Source organism: Curtobacterium sp. BRB10 (assembly GCF_031844325.1).
Classification (GTDB): domain Bacteria; phylum Actinomycetota; class Actinomycetes; order Actinomycetales; family Microbacteriaceae; genus Curtobacterium; species Curtobacterium poinsettiae_A.
On record NZ_JAUZVA010000002.1, the window covers coordinates 557,364 to 580,849 of the forward strand.

The 23,486-nt window shown below is 71.1% G+C and carries 24 protein-coding genes; 15 read left to right on the top strand and 9 right to left on the bottom strand.

Annotated elements, in window-relative coordinates:
- Positions 1–13: 13 nt before the first annotated feature.
- Together Q9R26_RS06530 and Q9R26_RS06535 are read right to left on the bottom strand one after the other, a co-directional pair.
- Positions 14–403 (bottom strand): hypothetical protein, encoded by a 390-nt coding sequence (locus Q9R26_RS06530; protein ID WP_209135248.1) that lies wholly within the window; start codon positions 401–403, stop codon positions 14–16.
- A 71-nt stretch (positions 404–474) separates the two neighbouring features.
- A complete protein-coding gene (locus Q9R26_RS06535; RefSeq protein WP_311226833.1) occupies positions 475–1,425 on the bottom strand; it encodes a phosphotransferase in 951 nt (316 codons plus the stop codon).
- A gap of 169 nt (positions 1,426–1,594) precedes the next feature.
- Between Q9R26_RS06535 and Q9R26_RS06540 the strand changes: the two genes are divergently transcribed.
- The 9 genes from Q9R26_RS06540 (at position 1,595) to Q9R26_RS06580 (ending at position 11,946) form a co-directional block, all read left to right on the top strand.
- Positions 1,595–3,655 (top strand): MDR family MFS transporter, encoded by a 2,061-nt coding sequence (locus Q9R26_RS06540; RefSeq protein ID WP_311226834.1) that lies wholly within the window; start codon positions 1,595–1,597, stop codon positions 3,653–3,655.
- Between the two features lie 77 nt (positions 3,656–3,732).
- Positions 3,733–4,326 carry a TetR/AcrR family transcriptional regulator gene (locus Q9R26_RS06545; RefSeq protein ID WP_209135242.1) on the top strand — a complete coding sequence of 198 codons (594 nt, stop codon included), beginning with the start codon at positions 3,733–3,735 and terminating at the stop codon, positions 4,324–4,326.
- A 239-nt stretch (positions 4,327–4,565) separates the two neighbouring features.
- The gene (locus tag Q9R26_RS06550; RefSeq protein ID WP_311226835.1) at positions 4,566–5,903 is read left to right on the top strand and encodes an enolase C-terminal domain-like protein; all 1,338 of its coding nucleotides are present in this window, start codon (positions 4,566–4,568) and stop codon (positions 5,901–5,903) included.
- Positions 5,904–5,948: 45 nt separating this feature from the next.
- Entirely contained in the window at positions 5,949–7,184 is a 1,236-nt protein-coding gene (locus Q9R26_RS06555; protein ID WP_311226836.1) for a sugar ABC transporter substrate-binding protein, read from the top strand.
- A 166-nt stretch (positions 7,185–7,350) separates the two neighbouring features.
- Positions 7,351–8,325, top strand: a complete 975-nt coding sequence (locus tag Q9R26_RS06560; RefSeq protein WP_311226837.1) for a sugar ABC transporter permease — start codon at positions 7,351–7,353, stop codon at positions 8,323–8,325.
- Positions 8,318–9,220, top strand: coding sequence for a carbohydrate ABC transporter permease (locus tag Q9R26_RS06565; RefSeq protein WP_311226838.1), 903 nt, complete (start codon positions 8,318–8,320; stop codon positions 9,218–9,220). The genes Q9R26_RS06560 and Q9R26_RS06565 overlap by 8 nt, the downstream gene beginning before the upstream one ends.
- 121 nt (positions 9,221–9,341) lie before the next feature.
- The gene (locus tag Q9R26_RS06570; protein ID WP_311226839.1) at positions 9,342–10,667 is read left to right on the top strand and encodes an alpha-L-fucosidase; all 1,326 of its coding nucleotides are present in this window, start codon (positions 9,342–9,344) and stop codon (positions 10,665–10,667) included.
- Positions 10,667–10,987 carry an L-rhamnose mutarotase gene (locus Q9R26_RS06575; protein WP_311226840.1) on the top strand — a complete coding sequence of 107 codons (321 nt, stop codon included), beginning with the start codon at positions 10,667–10,669 and terminating at the stop codon, positions 10,985–10,987. Before Q9R26_RS06570 ends, Q9R26_RS06575 begins: the two co-directional genes overlap by 1 nt.
- Positions 10,984–11,946, top strand: coding sequence for an aldo/keto reductase (locus Q9R26_RS06580; RefSeq protein WP_311226841.1), 963 nt, complete (start codon positions 10,984–10,986; stop codon positions 11,944–11,946). Before Q9R26_RS06575 ends, Q9R26_RS06580 begins: the two co-directional genes overlap by 4 nt.
- 90 nt (positions 11,947–12,036) lie before the next feature.
- Here Q9R26_RS06580 and Q9R26_RS06585 read toward each other — a convergent pair whose 3' ends face one another.
- From Q9R26_RS06585 to Q9R26_RS06610, 6 genes are all read right to left on the bottom strand, one after another.
- A complete protein-coding gene (locus Q9R26_RS06585; RefSeq protein WP_027466577.1) occupies positions 12,037–12,312 on the bottom strand; it encodes a GlsB/YeaQ/YmgE family stress response membrane protein in 276 nt (91 codons plus the stop codon).
- Positions 12,313–12,408: 96 nt separating this feature from the next.
- Positions 12,409–13,086 (bottom strand): FadR/GntR family transcriptional regulator, encoded by a 678-nt coding sequence (locus Q9R26_RS06590; RefSeq protein WP_110862381.1) that lies wholly within the window; start codon positions 13,084–13,086, stop codon positions 12,409–12,411.
- Between the two features lie 100 nt (positions 13,087–13,186).
- Entirely contained in the window at positions 13,187–13,972 is a 786-nt protein-coding gene (locus Q9R26_RS06595) for an SDR family oxidoreductase (RefSeq protein WP_311226842.1), read from the bottom strand.
- Positions 13,972–14,820: a fumarylacetoacetate hydrolase family protein gene (locus tag Q9R26_RS06600; RefSeq protein ID WP_311226843.1), complete on the bottom strand. Its 849-nt coding sequence runs from the start codon at positions 14,818–14,820 to the stop codon at positions 13,972–13,974. Before Q9R26_RS06600 ends, Q9R26_RS06595 begins: the two co-directional genes overlap by 1 nt.
- A gap of 42 nt (positions 14,821–14,862) precedes the next feature.
- Complete coding sequence (locus Q9R26_RS06605) at positions 14,863–15,747, bottom strand: amidohydrolase family protein (protein WP_311226844.1); 885 nt, start codon at positions 15,745–15,747, stop codon at positions 14,863–14,865.
- A gap of 138 nt (positions 15,748–15,885) precedes the next feature.
- Entirely contained in the window at positions 15,886–16,155 is a 270-nt protein-coding gene (locus tag Q9R26_RS06610) for a glutaredoxin family protein (RefSeq protein WP_017888006.1), read from the bottom strand.
- Between the two features lie 106 nt (positions 16,156–16,261).
- Between Q9R26_RS06610 and Q9R26_RS06615 the strand changes: the two genes are divergently transcribed.
- The 6 genes from Q9R26_RS06615 (at position 16,262) to Q9R26_RS06640 (ending at position 22,444) form a co-directional block, all read left to right on the top strand.
- Positions 16,262–17,968 carry an adenosylhomocysteinase gene (locus Q9R26_RS06615; RefSeq protein WP_311226845.1) on the top strand — a complete coding sequence of 569 codons (1,707 nt, stop codon included), beginning with the start codon at positions 16,262–16,264 and terminating at the stop codon, positions 17,966–17,968.
- On the top strand, positions 17,965–19,368 hold the full coding sequence (locus tag Q9R26_RS06620; RefSeq protein WP_311226846.1) for an amidohydrolase family protein: 1,404 nt from the start codon (positions 17,965–17,967) through the stop codon (positions 19,366–19,368). The genes Q9R26_RS06615 and Q9R26_RS06620 overlap by 4 nt, the downstream gene beginning before the upstream one ends.
- A complete protein-coding gene (locus Q9R26_RS06625; protein ID WP_247737982.1) occupies positions 19,365–19,883 on the top strand; it encodes a cupin domain-containing protein in 519 nt (172 codons plus the stop codon). The genes Q9R26_RS06620 and Q9R26_RS06625 overlap by 4 nt, the downstream gene beginning before the upstream one ends.
- 83 nt (positions 19,884–19,966) lie before the next feature.
- On the top strand, positions 19,967–20,788 hold the full coding sequence (locus Q9R26_RS06630) for an ABC transporter substrate-binding protein (protein WP_311226847.1): 822 nt from the start codon (positions 19,967–19,969) through the stop codon (positions 20,786–20,788).
- A 4-nt stretch (positions 20,789–20,792) separates the two neighbouring features.
- Positions 20,793–21,671, top strand: coding sequence for an amino acid ABC transporter permease (locus Q9R26_RS06635; protein ID WP_262139169.1), 879 nt, complete (start codon positions 20,793–20,795; stop codon positions 21,669–21,671).
- Positions 21,668–22,444 (top strand): amino acid ABC transporter ATP-binding protein, encoded by a 777-nt coding sequence (locus Q9R26_RS06640; RefSeq protein WP_209135236.1) that lies wholly within the window; start codon positions 21,668–21,670, stop codon positions 22,442–22,444. The genes Q9R26_RS06635 and Q9R26_RS06640 overlap by 4 nt, the downstream gene beginning before the upstream one ends.
- Here the strand turns inward: Q9R26_RS06640 and Q9R26_RS06645 are convergent.
- Complete coding sequence (locus Q9R26_RS06645; protein WP_311226848.1) at positions 22,441–23,406, bottom strand: NAD(P)H-quinone oxidoreductase; 966 nt, start codon at positions 23,404–23,406, stop codon at positions 22,441–22,443. The genes Q9R26_RS06640 and Q9R26_RS06645 overlap by 4 nt on opposite strands.
- Positions 23,407–23,486 lie beyond the last annotated feature (80 nt).

Here is a 23,486-nt window from a genome sequence, read left to right on the forward strand (position 1 = left end):
GCGCGTCGGGGGATCAGCCCTCGTCGCGCCCGTTGCCGTTCTGCGGGTCGCGCTGCTGTGCGCCGGCGTCCTCACGCGCGTCCGCGAGCCGCTGCTGCCAGACGACGCTGCGGGCCGCGCCCTCGAGCACGTCGTCGACGCTGCGACCGGTCTGGGCGGCGAGGGCGCCGCTGAGTCCGGCGGTCAGGGTGCCGCCGGCCGAGGCGAGTCGCTCGACGACCTCCTCCTGCCGCGGGGTCAGGGGCTCGTCGACCAGTTCGTCGAGGGTGTCGCGGATGTTCTGCTCGCTCGCGTCCAGTGCCGCCTCGTCGCCGGACTGCAGGGCTGCTGCCTCTCCGACGACGACGAGACCGAGGCGCGCGGCGTCGTCTTCGGGACGCGGGGTGCGGTGCTCATCAGTCATGCGGTGGACCGTACGCTCCGGCGCGCTGCGCTCCCTGGACAGACGCGTCCCCCGCTCGGGCGGGCACGCTGTCACTCGGCCCAGCGCCGGAGCAGCCACTCGGCGGCCGCCACACCCTCGCGCCGCTGGAAGTCGCGGATCGTGGGCATGTTCGGCGGCGCCGGCGGCAGGGCGTGCTCGAAGAACAACCCGGCGAGCCCGGCCAGCACGGCGTCGATCGTGTCGGCCGGTACCTCGGCGAACACCGGGTGCGTGGCGAGGTGACGCTCGACGTCGGCGTCCTCGCCGCGGACGAGCGTGTCGAGCAGGTAGGTCAGCGGGTCGAGCCAGTGCGCGCCCACGCTCGCCCAGGGCCAGTCGACCACCCAGACGAGCCCCGCGTCGTCGACGAGCAGGTTGTCCGCTCGACAGTCGGCGTGCACGAGGTGGTCGCCGTCGACGAGCGCTGCTGCCCCGGAAGCCGCGCGCGCGATCGCGGTGCCGGCGTCGAGGACGTGCGGCGGGATGACCTCTGCGACGCGAGCGGCGTCCGCGTCGTCGGCCAGCATCCGGTCCCAGGCGCCGAACTCGCCGCGCAGGTCCTCGGCGATGCGGGGGAGTGTCGCCAGCCCACCGGTCGCGGGCGGCAGCGTGTGGAGCGCGTCGAGCACGGCCGCCGTGTCCGATCCGTCGAGGTGCCGACCCGGGTGCTGGCCCGCGACGTCGTCGAGCACGAGCGCGACCCAGTCGTCGCCGTCGACCGTGGTGTGCAGTGCGTCGAGCAGCTGCGGCGCCTGCACGGTCGTCGGCAGTTGTGCCATGACCGCGGCTTCGCGACGGTGCAGCTCGAGCGCGTCCTCGTTGCGCGAGCGCGACACCGTCTTCACGAAGGCTCGTCGCCCCGCCGCGGTCGTCACCCGGTCGGCGCTGCCGGGAGACCACCCGCTCGCCTGGGACTCGGCGGTCACGACCGGACCGCCCAGCACCCACGCCACCCGCTGCCGCAGCGTCGTGGGTACGTCGGTCCAGCTGGTTCGCCCCATGCGCCGACGCTACCTGAGAACCCGTACACGAACATGCATGCACGGCAACTTTGCGCTGGCGGCAAAGGTGCTCGCAATGTAAACTTGCATAGCCTGCAAGGTTGCTACCCGTTCGGGGTCCCGACCAGGCCGACGACCACCACGCCACATCCCCTGTGAGGAACCCCGCATGTCCACTGCCACCGCACCCGTCGAGGTGTCGCGCGGACGACAGGACTCCCCGGCGAGCACGCCGGGCAAGCCGATCATGTCGCACCGCCAGATCCTGCTCGTCATCTACGGCCTGATGGCGGGCATGTTCCTGTCGTCCCTCGACCAGACCATCGTCGGCACGGCGATCCGCACGATCGGTGACGACCTGCACGGCCTCGACCAGCAGGCCTGGGTCACGACGGCCTACCTGATCGCGTCGACCATCACCACGCCGATCTACGGCAAGCTCTCCGACGTCTTCGGTCGTCGCCCGCTCTACATCTTCGGCATCGCGGTCTTCATCCTCGGGTCGCTGCTCTCGACCCTGTCGACGTCGATGACCATGCTCGCTGCCTTCCGCGCGTTCCAGGGCATCGGTGCCGGTGCGCTGATGTCGCTGCCGCTCGCGATCATGGGCGACATCCTCGCGCCCCGCGAACGGGCGAAGTACCAGGGCTACTTCCTGGCGGTCTTCGGCATCTCGTCCGTGATCGGCCCGCTGATCGGCGGCCTGTTCGCCGGTGCGAGCTCGATCGTCGGCATCACCGGCTGGCGCTGGGTGTTCCTGATCAACGTGCCGATCGGCGTCGCCGCGCTCCTCATGGTGATCGCGTTCCTGCACCTGCCGAAGTTCGGCGAGGCCAAGGCCAAGCCGCGCATCGACTGGTGGGGCGCGACCTCGGTCATCGTCACGCTCGCGCCGCTGCTCCTCGTCGCGGAGCAGGGCCGCACGTGGGGCTGGGGTTCGGCCAGCGCGATCGCCTGCTACGTCATCGGTGCGCTCGGCCTCGTCGCCTTCCTGGTGATCGAGACCCGCATGCAGGACGACGCGATCATCCCGCTCAAGCTCTTCCGCTCGAGCACGTTCTCGATGGCGACCATCCTGGGCTTCCTGGTCGGCTTTGCGATGTTCGGCGCGATGCTCACCATCCCGCTGTACCTGCAGATCGTCACCGGCCTGACGCCGACCGAGTCCGGCTTCGCGACGCTGCCGATGATCGGTGGCCTGATGGTCGCCTCGATCGCTTCGGGGCAGATCGTGGCCCGCACCGGCCGGTACCGGATCTTCCCGGTCATCGGCACGGCCCTGGTGTCGCTCGGCTACGTCGTCCTGACGTTCATGACGATCGACAAGCCGCTGTGGTTCCTGATGATCGGCATGTTCCTCATCGGCCTCGGGCTCGGCCAGCTCATGCAGAGCATCACCCTGGCCTCCCAGAACTCGGTGCAGCCGCGTGACATGGGTGTGGCGACGTCGTCCGCCACGTTCTTCCGCCAGATCGGTGGCACGCTCGGCACCGCTGTCCTGCTGTCCGTCCTGTTCTCGCTCATGCCGACGAACATCCTGCACGCCACGGCGGACGAGTCGAACCTCAAGCCCGCCCTCAGCGCGGCGCTCGACCCGGAGGTCGCCGGCGCGAAGGCGAACCAGGGCGTCATGGACCAGATCTGGGACCCGATCGTCACCCCGCTCCAGCAGCAGGTGCAGTCCGGTCTCGACACCGCCACCGACCAGGTGACCCAGGCCACCGCCGGGGCTCCCGACGCCGTGCAGCAGCAGGCGCTCACCGCCGCCGCCGACAAGGCGCACGCCAGCGTGCAGGACGGCCGGCTCGTCGTCGACTGGTCGGACTCGGGGCAGCGCACCTACTGGGTGGACCAGCTCGCACCGGAGCTGTCGAAGCAGATCGACACGGGCGCGAACGACCCGAGCGACTCGAACGCCGAGACGAGCGACACGTCGTACCTGAACGGTGCGGACGCCGCCCTGACCCGGCCGTTCATGTCCGGGTTCAACGCCTCGGCCGTGACCGTCTACTGGGTCGGCTTCGCGGTGATCCTGCTCGCGTTCGTCCTGAGCTTCTTCTTCAAGGCGCCGCCGCTCCGCAAGAGCTCGGCCCTGCAGGAGCAGGCGGACGACGCCGGCACCGCCGACGACCTCGAGGCGCAGGCTGTGCGGGCCGCGGACACGATGGGCTCGCCCACCGCCCCGGTCACCGGTTCGATCCCCGTCCAGGGCGGTCGGTCGCAGGTCTGAGTCACGCCGGGCCTCCCCGTCACACGACGCGGAGGCCCGGCGTCGCACGGACCCGAGAGCAGGACGGAGCGCAGCACGTGCACCAGCCCACCACCACCGAGGACCTCGTCGCGACCGACTGCGGACTGCGGGAACGCAAGAAGCAGCAGACCCGGTCCGCCATCCATCGGTCGGCACTCGCACTGGTCACCGACCGCGGGCTCGCCGGGGTGACGGTCGAGCAGATCTGCGCGGACGCCGGCGTCTCCCCGCGGACGTTCTTCAACTACTTCCCGTCGAAGGCCGAAGCGGCGCTCGGACTGCCGGCGACGACGGTCCCGGACACGGCGCGTGCAGCGTTCCTCGGATCCACCGCTCCGCTCGTGTCGGACCTCTGCGACCTCGTCGCGCAGACGGTCACCCTGCCGCAGGACCGGCGGCGCATGAAGGAGCTCGTCCAGGCCCGCCCCGAGATGGTCCCGGCGATGATGCAGTGGATGGCGCACGCGCGCCAGACCGTGCTGGCGGTCGCCGCCGAGCGCGTCGACGAGGACACCGCACGGACCGCGACCACTCTCGTGATGGCGGCTGTGATCGAGTCGGCCCACCGATCGGCGGACGGCTCCCGCGACGAGCTCGCGGCGCGGCTTCGTGCGGTCGTCGCCGAGATGGGGCGGCTCGCCACCGCCTGACCAGCGTGACCATCGCGTCGCCGCCGGCGCGGGGCGACCACGGCCTGGAGGCGCGGTGCGGGTCCGACCCGCACCTCGCCTCCAGGCCGTTGTGCGTCCATGCCGTCGCGCCGTCAGTCATCGGACGGTTGCGCGACCACATCCGCAATGACAGCAAGAACAAGCCTCTTGACGCGCAAGACATCGGATGTTTTGATTGCACCGTTCGGTCGACGGCGACCGGACGGCAGGAGACACAGATGAGCCGCATCACCGGTCTGCACGTGCACGACATCCGGTTCCCGACCTCGCGAGAGCACGACGGGTCCGACGCCATGAACCCTGCGCCCGACTACTCCGCCGCCTACGTCGAGATCACCACCGACGCGCTCGACGGCCTGGTCGGAACCGGCTTCGTCTTCACCATCGGCCGCGGCAACGAGGTGCAGGAATCGGCGATCGCGGCGCTTCGTGGTCACGTCGTCGGTGCCGATGCCGAGGCCGTCCTCGCCGACATGGGCGGCACCTGGCGCGCGATGGTGCACGACTCGCAGCTGCGGTGGCTCGGCCCGGAGAAGGGCGTCATGCACATGGCGATCGGCGCCGTCGTCAACGCCCTGTGGGACCTCCGGGCGAAGCGGACGGGGCAGCCGCTCTGGGCACTGCTCGCCGACCTGAGCCCCGAGGAGCTCGTCGACCTGGTGGACTTCCGCTACCTGACCGATGCGATCACCCCGGCCGAGGCGCTCGACCTGTTCCGCGCCGCCGGACCGATGCGTGCCGAACGCCGGGCCCGCCTAGAGCGCGAGGGATACCGCGCTTACACGACGACTCCGGGTTGGCTCGGCTACGACGACGAGAAGCTCGCGCGGCTGTGCCGGGAAGCCGTGGACGACGGGTTCACCCAGATCAAGCTCAAGGTCGGCGGCGACGTGGACGAGGACGTCCGCCGGATGGGCATTGCCCGCGCCAGCGTCGGCCCGGACGTCCGGATCGCGATCGACGCGAACCAGCGTTGGGACGTCGACGAGGCCGTGGCGTGGATCGACCGGCTCCGCCCCTTCGACGTCGCGTGGGTCGAGGAACCGACGAGCCCGGACGACATCCTCGCCCACGCCGAGATCGCCCGACGCATCGCCCCGATCCCGGTCGCGACGGGGGAGCACATGGCGAACCGGGTGATCGCGAAGCAGCTGATCCAGGCCGGCTCGATGTCGGTGCTGCAGATCGACGCCACCCGGGTCGCCGGGGTGAACGAGAACCTGGCGATCCTGCTCCTCGCCGCCAAGCACGGCGTCCGTGTCTGCCCGCACGCCGGCGGGGTCGGCCTCTGCGAGGCGGTGCAGCACCTGTCGATGTTCGACGCGGTCGCCCTGACCGGGGACCTCGACACCCGGTGCATCGAGTTCGTCGACCACTTGCACGAGCACTTCGTGACCCCGGTCGACGTCCACGACGGCCGCTACTGGCCGCCGACCGCGCCCGGCGCCGGCACCGAGCTGCGTGCCGACACCCTGACCACCCACGCGTTCCCGGACGGCCCGGTCTGGGCCGAGTCCGATCCCGATCGGGTCCCGGACGCCGTCCAGGTCGCCTGAACACCCCACCGCACACCCCATCACCACGACGAAGTGGAGACACCGATGCAACGACGACGCACCGCCGGGCTGGCGGCAGCAGCAGCTGCCGTGCTCGTGCTCACCGGCTGTTCCGCTGGCAGCAGCGCCAGCGACGGCCAGTCGGAGGATTCCCTCACCTGGGCCATGTGGATCGCCGGGAAGGAGGACAAGGCCGCGTGGCAGAAGGTCGCCGACACGGTCAAGACCGACGACGACGTGGACGTCTCGATCCAGGGCTCACCCTTCAACGACTACTGGACCAAGCTCCGCACCCAGTTGTCCACCGGCACCGCACCCTGCATCGTGAGCATCCAGTCGCTCCGCGCCGCGAACTACACCGACGTGCTCGTCCCGATCGACGACATGGCGAAGCAGGCAGACCTCGACCTGAGCGAGTACGACCAGACCGGGCTCGACGGCATGAAGGTCGACGGCAAGCTCTACGGACTGCCGTACGACACCGGCCCCATGGTCATGTTCTACAACAAGGACGTCTTCGAGCAGGCGGGCGTCGACGAGCCGAAGCCGGGCTGGACGGTCGACGAGTTCGAGGACGCCGCGAAGCAGCTCAAGGCCGCGGGCACACCGATCTGGGGCACGAGCGTCGAGGACATCCCCCTCGAGTCGATGATCCTCGGCTACAACGGCGGTCGGGTCATCGACGAGGACGGCACGCTCGACGCCTCGAACGCAGAGTTCGCCGAGGGGCTCGACTGGATCGGCGGTCTGGTGAAGGACGGCTACGCCACACAGGCGAGCACCGACGGCTCCACCGACGACAACGCGTTCGTGTCCGGTGACGTCGCGATGTACAGCGACGGCCCCTGGTCGATCATCAGCCAGAAGGCCAAGGTCAAGTTCGACCTGGGCATCACGACCATCCCCTCGGGCACGGACGGACCCAGCTCCTTCGCCGCGGGGTCGGGCTTCGGCATCTCGAAGCAGTGCGGGTACCCCGAGCAGGCGTTCAAGGCCATCACCACGATGACGAACGAAGCCACGCTCACCTCGCTCGCCGAGCAGGGGCGTGCCTTCCCGGCACGCACCGCGGCGCAGCAGGCCTGGTACGACAACGCCGGCATCGACGGGGTCGAGGACGCCCTGAAGACCGGACTCGAGAACGCCACCCCGTTACCCGGCAACAAGCAGAGCGATCAGCTCAACCAGCTCTTCGCGCAGTACGCCCTGCAGGCGGTGAACGGACAGACCTCCGGCAAGGAGACGATGTCGTCCATCGCGAGCCAGCTCGGCTCGCAGTGACGGGCGTCACCCCCTGACGGACGGGCGCGGCCCGCTTCGAGCGACGCGAAGCGTTGCGCGGGCCGCGCCGACGGAGCCTGCGGAGTCGGAGGTCGACCCCGCCCCGCGCCTCCGGGTCCGTCCCATCCCCTGACCAGGACCGCGCGAACGACGAGGAGGTCGTCGCATGACCACCATCCAGGACCCACCCGCCGAAGCGGCGCTGCCCGCCCCAGCGGTCGCGGTCGCGACCGGCGCGGCCCCGCGCCGGAAGGACAGCGGTACCGACGCCGAGCTCGGCCGCCGCTCCTGGTGGGGCGCCGCCTTCGCCGCTCCGCACTCGATCGGCCTCGTCGTGTTCACGGCCTTCCCGATCCTCGCCTCGCTCGTCGTGAGCTTCATGAACTGGCCGATGCTCGGCGAACGCTCGTGGGCAGGCCTGTCGAACTACGCGCAGCTGTTCTCTGACCCGATCTTCCGCACCGTGACGCTGAACACCGTGCTGTTCGTCGTGCTCTACGTGCCGCTCAACCTGGTCGTGTCGCTCGGGCTCGCCGCCTGGCTCACGCCGAAGATCCGGCACCGGCACGTGTTCCGGGTGCTGTTCTTCATCCCGACCATCACGCCGATCGTCGCGAACGTCGTCGTCTGGCGGATGCTCTACCAGCCCGGGGGCGCGATCGACGCGACCCTGCAGTCGACGGTCGGCGTGAACGCCCCGAACTTCCTGGCGGACGACAACTGGGCCATGCTCGCCGTCGTCGCGATGAGCGTCTGGCAGGGCTTCGGCTACAACATGCTGATCTTCTCGGCCGCGCTCGACTCGGTGCCCGAGAACCAGCTCGAGGCCGCGCAGCTCGACGGCGCAAACGCCTGGCAGATGTTCTGGCGGATCAAGTTCCCGCTCATCTCGCCGTCGATCTTCTTCGCCACGATGATGACGCTCATCACGTCGTTCCAGGTGTTCGTCCAACCGTTCGTCCTGACGAAGGGCGGGCCGGGCACCGCGACCGAGACGCTCGTGCAGTACATCTACAACACCGGCTTCCAGACGCAGCAGCTCGGGCTGGCGTCGGCCGGCGCGTGGGTGCTGTTCGTGATCATCCTCGGCATCACGGCCATCCAGTTCCTCGGACAGAAGCGGTGGGTGCACTATGACTGAGCTGACCTCGTCCAACCGGACGATCAACCCGCGGGCACTGCCTCGCACCTCGGGCGCACCGCACCGGAGCACCGGACGCGTCCGGCACGCGATCGGCTACGTCCTGCTCTGCCTGGTGGCACTGCTGTTCGTCTCGCCGCTCGTCTACATGGTGGCGACGAGCCTGAAGCCCTCGGCCGACGTGTTCACGACGCCGCCAACGCTGTGGGGGGCGTCGATCGAGTGGGGCAACTACGCACAGGCGTTCACGTACCTGCCGTTCGCCCGGTTCATCCTGAACGGCGTCTTCGTCGCCGCGGCCGGCACGGCGATCAACGTCACCGTCGCGGTGCTGTCCGGCTACGCGTTCTCGCGACTGCGCTGGCGCGGCCGGAACACGGTGTTCGTCCTGTTCCTGGCGACGCTCATGATCCCGCAGGACGTCCTGGTCATCCCGATGTACGTGATGATGCAGGGCTTCGGGTGGGTCGACACGTTCCAGGCGCTCATCATCCCGTGGGCGTTCACGGCACTCGGCGCGTTCCTGGTGCGGCAGTTCTTCCTCACCGTGCCGCAGGAGCTCGACGACGCCGCCCGGGTGGACGGAGCCGGAGCGATCCGGACGTTCTTCTCGGTGATGCTCCCGCTGGCCCGACCGACGATGGCGGTCCTCGCCGTGTTCTCGTTCATCGCGTACTGGAACTCGTTCCTCTGGCCGCTCGTCATCGTCAACGACGTCGAGGCCCGGGGCACGATCCCGCTCGGCCTGCAGCAGTTCTTCGGCCAGCAGGGGTCCGAGTGGAACCTGGTGATGGCCGCGTCGGTGATCTCGATGCTGCCGACCGTCGTCCTGCTCGTCCTGCTGCAGAAGCACCTCGTCAAGGGCATCGTCACCAGCGGCCTCGGCGGCCGCTGACCGGCGCCGACCGGCGACGGGCGCCGACCAGGCCACACCGCGCCCTGGTCGCGACCACGCCGTGTCGGAGGCCGCCCCGAACACCCGCACCGTTCCTCCCGTACGAAAGGAAACCCGCCCCATGACCATCACCGCACCTGCAGAGCCGCAGACCGCGACCGACGCGAGCGGCCTGCCCGCCTGGTTCACCCACGACCGGTTCGGCATGTTCATCCACTGGGGCCTGTACGCCCTGCCGGCCCGGCACGAGTGGGTGAAGAACCGCGAGCGGATCACCGACGAGGACTACCAGAAGTACTTCGACCACTTCGACCCGGACCTGTTCGACGCCGCCGACTGGGCCCGACGCGCACGGCAGGCGGGGATGAAGTACGTCGTCCTCACCACCAAGCACCACGAGGGCTTCTGCCTGTGGGACAGCGCGCTCACCGACTACAAGTCCACGAACACCCGCTTCGGTCGCGACGTCGTGCGCGAGTTCGTCAACGCCGTCCGCGCCGAGGGGCTGCGGGTCGGTTTCTACCACTCGCTCATCGACTGGCACCACCCGGACTTCACCGTCGACGGCGTGCACCCGCGCCGTGACGACGGTGAGCAGGCGATCGCGGCGTTCAACGAGGGCCGGGACATGGCCCGGTACCGCGAGTACCTGCACGGCCAGGTCGAAGAACTGCTCACCGACTACGGGCAGATCGACTACCTGTTCTACGACTTCTCGTACCGGGACAACGACCACGAGGACATCTGGGGCGGCAAGGGCCGCGACGACTGGGGGTCCGAGGAACTGCTCGCACTGACGAAGCGCCTGCAACCGGGGATCATCGTCAACGACCGCCTGGACATCCCCGGCGACCTGGTCACCCCCGAGCAGTACCAGCCGGACAAGCCCATGGAGGTCGACGGGGCGCCCGTGCCGTGGGAGGCGTGCCAGACGCTGAACGGGTCGTGGGGCTACGACCGCGACAACGTGAACCTGAAGCCGGTCGACATGCTCGTCCGCATGCTCGTCGACGGGGTCTCGAACAACGGGAACATGCTGCTCAACATCGGGCCGACGGGCCGCGGCGAGTTCGACGGGGTGTCCCGGCAGACGCTCGACGGCATCGGCACGTGGATGCACCAGCACGCCCGCTCGGTGTACGGTGCCGGACCGTCGCAGTTCATCGCGCCGCGGAACACCGTGTACACGCAGCGGGGCGACCGGCTGTACCTGCACCTGTTCGCGTGGCCGTTCGAGCACGTCCACCTGCCCGACCTGGCCGGCCGCGTCGCCTACGCCCAGCTGCTCAACGACGCGTCCGAGATCCACTTCCGCGAGATCCCCCCGGGCACCCGGGCGCAGAACACCGGGCTCGGCGGGCAGCCGGCCGGAACGCTGACCCTGACGCTGCCGATCGTGCGGCCCGACGTCGCCGTGCCGGTCGTCGAGCTGTTCCTGCGCGACTGATGCAGCGGATCCTCTCGCGGACCCGGCTGCGGGCCGGACGGGAGTCCGACTACGAGCGGGCGCACGCGGCCATCCCGCCGACGCTGGCCGACCGGTTGCGGTCCGTCGGGGTGGCCAACTGGAGCATCTGGCGCGACGGGCAGGACCTGGTGCACCTGATCGAGGTCGAGGACTACCGTGCGATGCGCCGCGCACTGGCGGACGACCCGGTCAACGCGGACTGGCAGGCGGTGATCAACCCCCTGCTCGAGGCGGACGACGACTACTCGGGCGACGACGACGGGATCCCGCTCGTCTGGACCCTGGAAGGACAGGCATGACGACCCTCGCCCAGGAGCTCGACCGCGGACCGTTCTGGCTGGGCGGCGCCGGGATCGGCAACCTGCTCCGGCCGGTGTCCGACGACGACGCCCGGGCCACGGTGGACGCAGCGTGGGACGCCGGTGTGCGCGGCTTCGACACGGCACCGCACTACGGCCTCGGGCTGTCCGAGCGGCGGCTCGGGGCGGCGCTCGCCGGGCGCCCGCGGGAGTCATTCCTGGTGTCGACCAAGGTCGGACGGCTGCTCGTGCCGGGTCGTGGCGACGGCGACGACCTGGCCTCCGGCGGCTTCGCGGTGCCGGACGACACCGTGCGGCAGTGGGACCCGTCACCGTCGGGCGTGCGGCGCTCGCTCGACGAGTCGCTCGGCCGCCTCGGGTTCGACCACGTCGACGTCGCCTACCTGCACGACCCGGACGTCTACTCGCTCACGGACGGCCTGACCCAGGCGCTGCCGGCACTCGCCGAGCTGCGGGACGAGGGCGTCGTGCGGGCGGTCGGGGTCGGATCGAACTCGGTCGAGGCGCTGTCGGCAGCCGTCGAGACCGGGCTCTGCGACGTGGTCATGCTCGCCGGCCGGTACACGCTGCTCGAGCAGCCAGCTGCGGCGCTCGTCGACCGGTGCGCGTCGCTGGGCGTCGCGGTCGTGGCGGTCGGGGTCTACAACTCGGGGTTGCTCGGCCAGGAGCGGCCCGCCGTGGGTGCGACGTACGACTACGCCGAGGCCTCCGCGCAGCTGCTCGCCCGAGCCAACGCCGTCGCCGACGTCTGCGAGCGCCACGGAGTCACGCTGCCCGAGGCCGCGCTGGCCTTCCCGCGCCGGGCTGCGGCGGTCGCCGCGATCGCGCTCGGGGCGCAGTCCGCCGACCAGGTGCGCTCGAACGTCGCACGCGCCGCCGCCGACGTGCCGGACGCGCTGTGGGACGACCTGCGCGCGGCGGGTCTGCTCGCGGCCTGAGCCACGGACGACGAAAGTCACCCCGAACCACGTCGTTGCGTGGTTCGGGGTGACTTCCTTGGTGCGCCGGTCGGACCGGCAGCGTGGTGCCTAGCGGCGCGAACCGCGGCCGGCGACTCGCGTGTAGATGAACAGCACGATGATCGCGCCGATGATCGAGCCGATGATGCCGGCCGGCTGGAAGAAGCCGTCCATCGGGTCGTGCTGGAAGATCAGGAACCCGAGGAACCCGCCGACGAACGATCCGACGATGCCCAGGACGATCGTCATGAGGATGCCGATGTTCTGCTTGCCGGGGATGATGAGCCGGGCGAGAGCGCCGGCGATGAGTCCGATGATGATCAAGCTGATGATGAGACCGAGCACGGTGTCCTCCTCGTGGGTGCGGTTGCCGCGGCATGGTTGCCGGAGTCAGGGCCGAGGACCGACACAACTCCGAGGTTCCTGGGAGCATTGCCGGGTTCAGTCGAGGGAGCGCCGCAACCAGCGCTCGACCCCTTCGACGTGCGACACGACGAGGGCCTGCACGAGCTGCGGATCACGGCGCCGGATCGCGTCGACGATGGCGGCGTGCTCGTCGAGGGTCCGCTGCACCGACCCGTTCTGCGTCAGTCCGCGCCACACCCGCACCCGCACCGTCTTGCTCGACAGCGCGTCGAGCAGCCCGGACAGGTACTGGTTGCCGCCGATGCCCGCGATGGTCGAGTGGAACAGCAGGTCGTGGGCGACGAGGTCCTCGACGCCGGTGTCCTCGCCGACGGACTGCATCAGGGTCGCGAGCTCGTCGATCTGCTGTTCCGTGGCGCGGGCCGTCGCCAGGACGGCGGACGCCGGTTCCAGGATGCGGCGCACCTCGAGCAGGTCGACGAGCGACCGGTCGTGGTGCATGTCGACGACGAACGACACCGCCTCGAGCAGGACACCCGGTTCGAGCGACGTCACGTAGGTGCCGTCGCCGCGTCGGACGTCGAGCACGCGGATCAGCTCGAGCGCCTTCACGGCTTCGCGGAGACTGTTGCGGGACAGTCCGAGCGACTCGCTCAGTTCCTTCTCGGGCGGGAGGCGCTGGCCGGGTTGGAGCTCGCCGCTCACGATCATCTGCTGGATGCGTGCGATCGCATCGTCGGTCAACGACGCCACGTCACCACCTCCTGTGGACCCGGCCGCGTGCGCGACGGGACGTCCCGACGATACCCGGGACGGGCCTCCAGGCCGGTGCGGCGGCGCCGCGGGGCGACCATCAGGCCGGCCGCAGCCGGAGCGCCTGCATCCCGCCGTCGACCGCCAGCTCGACGCCCGTCGTCGACCGGGCGAGCGGGCTCGCCAGGTAGGCGACCGCCTCGGCGACCTCCGCCGCCTGGACCAGGCGTCCGTGCGGCTGACGTGCCTCGAGCGCCGCGCGTTCGGCGGCCGGGTCGTCGGCGGACGACAGGAGTCGTGCGACCCACGGGGTGTCGGCGGTACCGGGGTTGACGGCGTTGACGCGGATGCCTTCGCGGATGTGGTCGGCGGCCATCGCGCGGGTGAGTGCGGAGATCGCCCCCTTCGTGGCGGAGTAGAGCGCCCGCTGGGGCAGTCCGGCGGTGGCCGCGACGGAGCACGTGTTGACGATGCTCGCGCTGTCCGACGCTCGGAGGTGGGGGAGTGCGGCGCGGGACAGGCGCACGGCTCCGAGCACGTTGACCTCGTACACGCGGCGCCACTCGTCGTCGGTGTTGTCCTCGACCGTCCCCTGTGCGCCGATGCCGGCGTTGTTGACGAGCACGTCGAGACCGCCGAGCTGGTCGACTGCCGAGGCGATCGCGGCACGGACGGACTCGTCGGACGACACGTCGCAGGTGACGGAGACGAGCCCCTCGGCGGTGGACGGCTGGAGGTCGAGCACGGCGACCGCTGCGCCCCGCTCGTGGAGGGCGGCCGCGATGGCCGCGCCGATGCCGGAGGCGCCGCCGGTGACGATCGCGCGGAGACCCGCGTGGGTGCCGGGCGTTCCGGTCGTGCCGGTCTGGGCTGTCGTGTCGTCCATCATGCGGCTCCCACCGTCTGGCGCTGCGAACCCAGCCCGTCGGCGGTGAGCTCGACCACGTCGCCGGACTGCAGGTACGGCGCGTGCCCGGCGAGGGCGACCCCGGCCGGGGTGCCGGTGCTGATGACGTCGCCCGGGTACAGCACCATGAACTGCGACAGGTACCGGACGATCTCGACGGGTCGGAAGATCATGTCGGCCGTGGTGCCGTCCTGGCGGACCACTCCGTTGACGGTGAGCCGGAGCGCGAGCGCCCCAGGGTCGATCTGCTCGGGGGTGACCAGCCACGGGCCGAGGGGGTTGAACGTCTCGCAGGACTTCCCCTTGTCCCACTGCCCGCCCCGCTCGAGCTGGAACGCCCGTTCGGAGACGTCGTTCGCGATGGCGTACCCGGCGATGCAGGCGCTCGCGGCCTCGTCGGAGTCGCAGTAGCGGGCGGTCCGCCCGATGACGACGGCGAGCTCGATCTCCCAGTCGGTCTTCTCGCTGCCACGGGGGATCAGGACCTCGTCGTCCGGCCCGATCACCGTCATCGGGTCCTTCATGAACACGATCGGTTCGGTCGGGATCTCGGCACCGGTCTCAGCGGCGTGGTCCCGGTAGTTCAAGCCGATGCAGACGACCTTGCCCGGACGGGACACCGGCGCACCGCGGCGGAGGCCCTCGGCGTCGGGCAGTGCCCGGACGTCCCCGGCGCTCCGCGCGTGCCGGACCCGCGCGATCGGGTCGGACGCCAGGAAGGCCCCGCTGATGTCGGTCGTGATCGGACGCAGGTCGAGGACCTCGCCGTCGGTGTCGACCGCGACGGGGATCTCGCCGCCCGCGGGGCCGAGTCGTGCGAACTGCATCGTTCCTCGCTCTCCGGCTGCACCGGCGCAACCAGAGACATCCTATGTCTGCCTCGGGCCTCGGACAAGGTTGCGGGTGCTCAGGGTCCTCCGATGCAGGTACGTGCGCTCCGCCGTACCGCTCAGCACCGACTGCCGTTCGTCCTGGGTCAGGTCGGCCAATGCCTCGGTGGTCCGCCGCACCACGTCGTCGTAGGTCGTGGCGAGCGTCGAGACGGGCCAGTCCGACCCGAACAGTGACCGCTCCGGGCCGAACCGCTCGACCACCGCACGGACGTACCGGTCGACGGGCTGCCGTCGCCACACCGAGCCGGCCTCGGTGAACAGTCCGGACACCTTGCAGGCCACGTTCGGACGCGCGGCGAAGTCGTCGATCCGGCTCACCCACCCGGGATCCCCGCCCGCGATGTCGGGTTTGCCGGCGTGGTCGAGGACGAACGAGCCCTCGGGCACGGCGTCGAGCAGCGCGACGGCAGCGCGGTGCTCACGCGCGCGGACGAGCACGTCGAACACCAGGCCGGCGGCGGCCACCGCACGGACACCGCAGATGACCTCGGGGCGAGCGAGCCAGTCCGGGTCCGGTTCGTCGTGCGCCTGGTGCCGGATACCGACGAGGCGGTTGCCGGCCGACCGGTCGCCACCGGGTCGCGCGATGAGGGCGGCGATCCGATCGACGACGTCCGGGGCGGTCAGGTCCACCCAGCCGACGACCCCGACGACCGGCTCGGGCTGCTCGAGGAGCCAGGCGGTCTCGCCGGAGTCGTGCACGGCCTGCACGACGATCGTCCGGGTGACGTCGGTGCTCCGGGCGGCGGTGCGGAGGTCGTCCACGTCGAACCGGCGGCGGATCGGAGTGACCGAGTCGTCCATCCAGGGGTACGACCGGTCGGCGGGATCCCAGAGGTGGTGGTGAGCGTCGATGATCACGCGATCATGATGCCCGATTCATCCGATGTCCGCCCGGGAGGCGCCGGTGCGGCGAGTTCGCGCGCTCAGCGCCCCCTCACGCGCCACAGTGCCCGTGAGGTGTCGCTGTGTGCGTGGAGTCGCATCGGTGGATGCAGCTCAGACGACGCCGGAGGCCTCGAGCTCGGCCCGCAGCTCGGCGTCCGACGGCTCGACGAAGTGCTTGCCGTTGGGCAGCACCACGACGGGGATGTTCTTCCGGCCGCTGATGGCCTCGGCACGGTCGGCCGCGGACAGGTCCTGCTCCACGTCGACGTACTCGTAGTCCACGCCGAGGGTGTCGAGCAGCGCCTTGGACCGACGGCAGTCGCGGCACCAGTCGGCGCCGAACATGGTCACGCGGTCGGGGGCAGTGGTCGCATCGCTCATGTGCAGAGAGTACGTCGGAGCGCCCCCGGGCATTCCCGACGCCCACGCCGGAGGGCTGCAGGCCTTCGCAGCAGGCGCCTGCCCGGCCTCGCCCTACGATTGGCACATGCCGCCAGCATCCGACCCCGCGACGCTGGCCTGGGCATCGGCGGCCGTGCGGCGGTTCGCCGCGGCGACCAACCTGCTCGTCGCCGCCCGCCGGTTCCGCATCGTTGGCGGCGACCCCCGGGACGCCGCGGCACTGCGGCACCTGCTGACCGCACTCGGTGCGCGCGAGGCCGAGCAGGCGGACCAGCACCAGCCGTCCGACCTCGTCGACCAACTCTGGTGCCTCGGTACCCCCGACGAATCGACCCCCGCGGTCGAGCAGGCCGCCGACCGCCCGCGCGGCACCACCCTGGTCGTCATCGACGCCGGCCGACACCTGCCCGCCGTCGACGAGGACGCCTTCGGCCCCGTCGCACCCGCCCGCCCCGGCGTGCTCGCCGTCCCGATGCTGTCCGACGACGTCTTCCTGGTGTCCACCGGCCGCGACCCCGAGGACGACCCCGCAGCGGACGCCCGCCTGCGCTGGGCACGACGGTCGATGCCGGTCGCCCGGTCGGTCGCCGCGGAACTCCGCGACGGCGGGCTCCTGCGCGGCACACGCATCGGCGTCGCGATGTTCCTCGAGCCCAAGACGGCGGTGCTGAGCCTGCTGCTCCGTGACGCCGGTGCCGAGGTCGTCGTCTACGCCCACGCCGACGAGACCGACGACGCCGTCGCCGACGCACTGCGGTCCGCCGGACTGACGGTCTTCGCGAGCAGCACGGCGACGCTCGCGGAGCAGAAGCAGCTGGCCCTCGCGATGCTCGACACCGCGCCGCACATCCTGCTCGACGACGGCTCGCACGTCATCCGGCTCGCCCACCAGGAGCGCCCCGACCTGCTGCCGACGATGCTCGGGGCCGCCGAGGAGACCACGAGCGGCCTGCGGCCCCTGCGTGTACTGGCAGCGCGCGGCGAGCTCGGCATCCCGGTGATCGCGGTGAACGACGCCCGCACCAAGACGTTCTTCGACAACCGGTACGGCACCGGGCAGTCGACGGTGTTCGCGGTGCTCGACCTGGTCGACGGGCTCGCGTCCGGCACACACCGCGTTGTCTCGGGAGGCGCGGCGGTCGTCGCCGGGTTCGGGCACGTCGGCGAGGGGGTCGCCCTGGTGCTCACCGCCCTCGGGTTCCGGGTGACGGTCGCCGAGACCGATCCGGTCCGCGCCCTGCAGGCGCGCTTCGCCGGGTACACCGTGGCCCCGCTCGTCGAGGCGGTGCGGGACGCCGACCTCGTCATGAGCGCCACCGGGGTGTCGGACACCATCGACCTCGACGTGCTCCGTGCCTGCGCGGACGGCGCGGTCCTCGCCGTCGCCGGTGGGGTCGACCAGGAGATCGCCATCGACGACGCGCTCGCCGCCGGGGCCCGGCGCCGGGACGTGGGGCCGAAGGCCGAGCGGTTCGTGTTCCCCGGGGCCGACGGCGGGCCGATCGTGCTCGACGACGGCGGCTGCATCAACATCACCGCGGCCGAGGGCAACCCGGTCGAGATCATGGACCTGTCGTTCGCCGTGCAGCTCGGCGCCGTCCGGATGCTCCTGGAACGCGGCGACGAGCTGGAGCGTGCCGTCGTGCCGATCGATCCCGCGGTCGACGACGTGACCGCCCGCACGGCGCTCGCCGCCTTCGGGAGCCCAGCCGTTCCTCCCGTCCGCCTTCCCGAGCAGCCTGCGGACCGCGAGCCGGACGTCCGGACGCACCGTTTCGGAGACCCGGCGTGAGCGCCCGACCGCACCCGGTCACGGTGCACTCGGCGCGCGTCGTCGTCCCGATGACGGCGCCGCCGATCGCGGACGGCGCGGTCGCGGTGCAGGACGGCCGCATCCTGCACGTCGGCGACCGGTCGTGGGTCATCGACCAGCTCGCCGGGTCCGGCGCTGCCTTCACCGAGCGGCAGTGGCGTGGCGCGCTCCTGCCCGGACTCGTGAACGCGCACTCGCACCTGCAGTACACCGGGATGGCCGGTGTCGGCCGGCGCCAGTACGACGGGTTCGAGGACTGGGCCGCAGCGTTCAACGTCGACTACGCCGAACCGCACGACTGGCGGGCCGAAGCCGCGGACGGTGCACGTGCGTCGATCCTGGCCGGCGTGACGAGCATCGCGGACATCGTCACCGACATCGAGGCCTCGACCGCGCTGCAGGACGCCGGGCTCGGCGGCATCGCGTACTGGGAGGTGATGGACTGGGAGAACGACGCCTGGCAGTCGCACGGTCGCGACCAGGTGCTCGACGACCTCGACCGGATCCCCACGACACCCGGTGCCGGCCTGTCGCCGCACGCGCCGTACTCGCTCGAGGTCGCCCCGCTGCTGGAGCTTCCCGACATCGTGCGGCAGCGCGGCCTGCGGCTGCACCTGCACCTCGGTGAAGCGGCGTTCGAGGGGGAGCGCACCGCCCTCGGTCCGGTCCCCGGGCTCGACGGGGTCGACGGCGTCGGCCACGGGAACGACTGGCACCTGGCGAACGTGCCGTCGTTCCGCGCGCTGCGAGCCCTTGGCTTCGGTGCGAGCGCGACCGCGTTCGTCGACCGCCTCGGCGTGCTCGGGCCGGACTGCCACATCGCCCACGGCGTGTACATGACCGCCGCCGACCGGGCGCTCCTGCGTGCCCGCGGCACGGCGGTGGCGCTGTGCCCGCGATCCAACGCCGTCATCGGCCTCGACCCGCCGCCCGTCGCCGACTACATGCGCGAGGGGAGCCCGATCGCCATCGGCACCGACTCCCTGTCCTCGTCGCCGTCCCTCGACCTGATGGCCGACGTCACCGCGCTGCACCGGATCGCCCGCGCCCAGGGCTACGGGCACCGCGACCTGCACGAGCGACTGCTCGCCGCGGCGACCCTCGGTGGTGCGCACGCGATGGGGCTGGCCGTCGGACCGGACCGCATCGGGCACCTCGCCGTCGGGGCGCGTGCCGACCTGGCGGTGTTCGACGTCGACGCCCGCACGGTGCCGGACGCGCTCGCCGAGCTCGTCGAGGACGGCGCCGGGCGGGCGGCCGCCACCGTGATCCGCGGGGTCGTCCGCGCCGCGGCGGGCGTCGTCACCGAACCGGCCGAACCGGCAGCACCGTCCACGGCGGTCGCTCCGCCGCCAGTCCCTTCCCAGGAGGAACGATGACCGAGTCCGCACCCCACCCCGGCATGGCCGCACGCCGAACCGTCACCGGTGAGCTGATCGAGTGGCTCGACGTGCCGAAGCGCGCGATCGCCCTCGGCATGGAACCGCACCCGGAGGGCGGCTGGTACGTCCGCACCTGGACCTCGCCGGCGACGGTCACCACCCCTGCGGGGGAGCGTCCCGCCGCCACCCTGATCCACTTCCTGCTGCCCCCGGGCGAGGCCTCCGCCTGGCACCGGGTCACGAGCGACGAGATCTGGATGTGGCACGGGCCGGACACCGTCGACCTGCAGCTCGGCGGCGACGGTGACGTCCCCGAGCCCGGCGCGACGATCACCCTCGGCCCCGACGCCGGCCGCGATCGGGTGAACGACGCGCAGGCGTTCGTGCGCGGCGGGGTGTGGCAGCGGACGATCCCGGGCGACGGCGAGGTGCTGCTGAGCTGCCTGGTGTCGCCGGGCTTCTCGTTCGACGACTTCACGATGGCCGACGACGGGGACGCTGCCGCCGAGTAGCACCGTGACACCGTTTCGCGTTGGTATCCCACCGCGAAGTACACTTCGACCTGCCCGCACCCCCCTCGCACGAAGGCCCGACCGTGACCCGTCACCTCCGCTTCACCCTCGCCGTCGCCACCGCCGCGGTCGCCGCCCTCGCCCTGTCGGCCTGCTCCGCCGGGGGCAGCAGCAACGCCGACGGCACCGTGACCGACGGCAAGCTCACGATCGCCACCGGTGACCCGGCCTACTCGCCCTGGGTCGAGGACAACAAGCCGCAGTCTGGCAAGGGCTTCGAGTCCGCCGTCGCGTACGCGGTCGCGAAGGAGATGGGCTACAGCAAGTCCGACGTCGTCTGGAAGCGAAGCACCTTCGACAGTGCCATCGCGCCGGGCCCGAAGGACTGGGACCTCAACGTCCAGCAGTTCTCGATCGACGCGAAGCGCAAGAAGGCCGTCGACATGTCGAGCGCCTACTACACGACGACACAGGCGGTCGTGACGACGTCCGGGTCGAAGGCCGCCGATGACACCACGATCGCTGCGCTCAAGCAGGACGCGATCGGCGTCGCGACCGGTTCGACGAGCATCGCGAGCGTCAAGGACGTCCTCGGGGTCACGCCGCAGGTGTTCAACTCCAACGACGACGCCGTGCTCGCGCTCAAGTCCGGGCAGATCGACGCGATCGTCACCGACCTGCCGACGGCGTTCTACATGGCCTCGGCCCAGGTCGACGACGGCACCGTGTCCGCGCAGTTCCCGTCCGACGGCAAGGGCGACGAGTTCGGCTTCGTCCTGCCGAAGGACTCGGAACTCACGAGCAAGGTCGACGAGGCCCTGAAGACCCTCGACGACGACGGCACCCTGCAGGACCTGCAGACCAAGTGGCTCTCGTCGGAGACCGGTACGCCGGTCCTGAAGTAACCGGATGACCCTGCCAGCAGGGGCCGGCACCCCGGTCGCCGCACCCGCGCCGAGCCAGGTCGAGCTCGAGCGTCGGCTCTACCGTCGCCAGCGCGGCCGTCGCTCCGTCGTGGTGTCGGTCGTCTCCACGCTGGTCGTGCTCGCCGTCGTGTACTTCGGCGTCGTGAACACCCCCGGGTGGGCGGCGGTGCAGCAGTCGTTCTTCGACCCGCAGACCGCGGTCGACACGTTCCCGGACATCCTGGTGGGCCTCTGGCTGAACGTCCGGATCCTGTTCTTCAGCGCCATCGGCGTCGCCGTGTTCGGCACGCTGCTCGCGGTCGTCCGCGGCCTGCGCAACCCGGTGTTCTTCCCGCTGCGGATGCTCGCGACCGGCTACACGGACCTGTTCCGCGGCCTGCCGCTCATCATCGTGCTCTACCTGGTCGGCTACGGCATCCCCGGGCTCGGGGTGTTCCCGCGGCTCCCCGCCGAGGTCTGGGGCACGATCGCGATCACCCTGACCTACTCGTCGTACATCGCCGAGGTGCTCCGCGCCGGCATGGAGGCCGTGCACCCCTCGCAGCGCCTGGCCGCCCGGTCGCTCGGACTCTCGCACGCCAAGACCCTGCGGCTCGTGGTGCTGCCGCAGGCGATCCGCAAGGTCACCCCGGCGCTCATGAACGACTTCGTGTCGATGCAGAAGGACGTCGGTCTGGTGTCGATCCTCGGGGCCGTCGACGCGGTCCGCTCCGCCCAGATCGCGCAGGCCGAGACCTACAACTTCACGCCGTACTTCGTCGCCGGGCTGCTGTTCGTGGTGATCAGCCTGCCGCTGATCCGCGTCACGGACGCGATCGCGCGTCGCCAGCAGCGGCGCGAGCAGATCGGAGGGACCGTATGAGCGAGGCCGGCCTGGAGGCCCGTGGTGCGTCCGGTGCGGACACCGCGGTCCTCGAACTACGCGGGTTGCGCAAGGCCTTCGGCGAGCACGAGGTCCTGCGCGGGATCGACCTGACGGTCCACCGCCACCAGGTCATCTGCGTCATCGGGGCCTCGGGCTCCGGCAAGTCGACGCTGCTCAAGACGGTCAACCTGCTCGAGGGCATCGACGACGGCGAGATCCTGCTGCAGGGCACGGACATCGCCGACCCGCGCGTCGCCGTCGACGCCGTGCGGGCGCGCATCGGCGTGGTGTTCCAGCAGTTCAACCTGTTCCCGCACATGAGCGTGCTCGACAACGTCACGCTCGCGTCCCGCCAGGTGCACGGCATCGGACGAGCCCAGGCCGAGGAGACCGCGCGCCGGCTGCTCGACCGGATCGGGCTCGCCTCGTTCGCTGATGCGTACCCCGACCGCCTGTCCGGCGGGCAGCAGCAGCGCGTCGCCATCGTCCGGGCGATCGCGTCGGACCCGGAACTCCTGCTGCTCGACGAGGTCACGAGCGCCCTCGACCCGCAGCTCGTCGGCGAGGTGCTCGACCTGGTCACGGAGCTGAAGCGACAGGGTTCGACGATCCTGATGACGACGCACGAGATGCACTTCGCGCGGAACGTCGCCGACCGGATCGTGTTCCTGCACCGCGGCGAGGTCGTCGAGCAGGGTTCCCCCGCCGACGTCCTCGACCACCCGCAGCACCCGGCGCTCGTCGAGTTCCTCGCCCGCGTGCACGCCTAGGGCGTCAGCAGCACCTTGCCGATCACCTCGCCGTCGCGCACGCGGCGGTGGGCCTCCTCGACCTCGGCCAGGGGCAGCACCGAGTCGATGACCGGGCGCACCCGGCCGTCGGCGACGAGCGGCCAGACGTTGTAGCGGACCGCCTCGACGATGGCGGCCTTCTCGGCGAGCGGCCGTGCGCGCAGGGTCGTGCCGCTGATCGTCGCGCGCTTCCGCATCAGCACCCCGAAGTCGAGCTCGGCGGTGCGGCCGCTGCCGGAGGCGATGACCGCGACGTGCCCGTTCGGGGCGAGGGCCTGCAGGTTCCGCTCCAGGTAGGACGGTCCGATGACGTCGAGCACCACGTCGACACCCACGCCGTCGGTGAACGCCAGGACGCGTTCCACGAAGTCTTCCGTGCGGTGGTCGACCACCAGGTCGGCGCCGAGATCACGGGACGCGGCGACCTTGCGGTCGCCGCCGCTCGTCGCGATCACGGTCGCACCGAGGGCCTTCGCCCACAGCACCGCGTGCGACCCCATGCCACCAGTACCGCCGTGCACCAGGAGCGTCTGCCCCGGTCGGAGCCCGGCGAGCATGCCGATGTTGGAATAGACGGTGCAGGCGGCCTCGGGCAGGCCGGCCGCATCGACCAGGTCGACGCCCTCGGGGACCGGCAGCACCTGGGTGACCGGCGCGACCACGAGTGCCGCGTACCCGCCGCCGGAGAGGAGCGCGCACACCCGGTCGCCCACCGCCACGGTCGTGACACCCGCACCGACGGCCCGCACGGTGCCGGAGACCTCGAGCCCGAGGATCGCCGACGCCCCGGGCGGCGGCGGGTAGTTGCCCGCACGCTGCTGCAGGTCGGCGTTGTTGACGCCGGCCGCGGCGACCTCGATCAGGACCTCGTCCGTGCCGGGTTCTGGGTCGGGCAGGTCGGTGACGGACATGGTGGCGTCGTCGAACGTGATGGCTCGCATGCCCTCGACGGTACGCGCCACCCGCCTCCGGCCGCCTGCCGGTCGCCCACAACCACCGCCGGTCTCCCTGTGGATGTTCC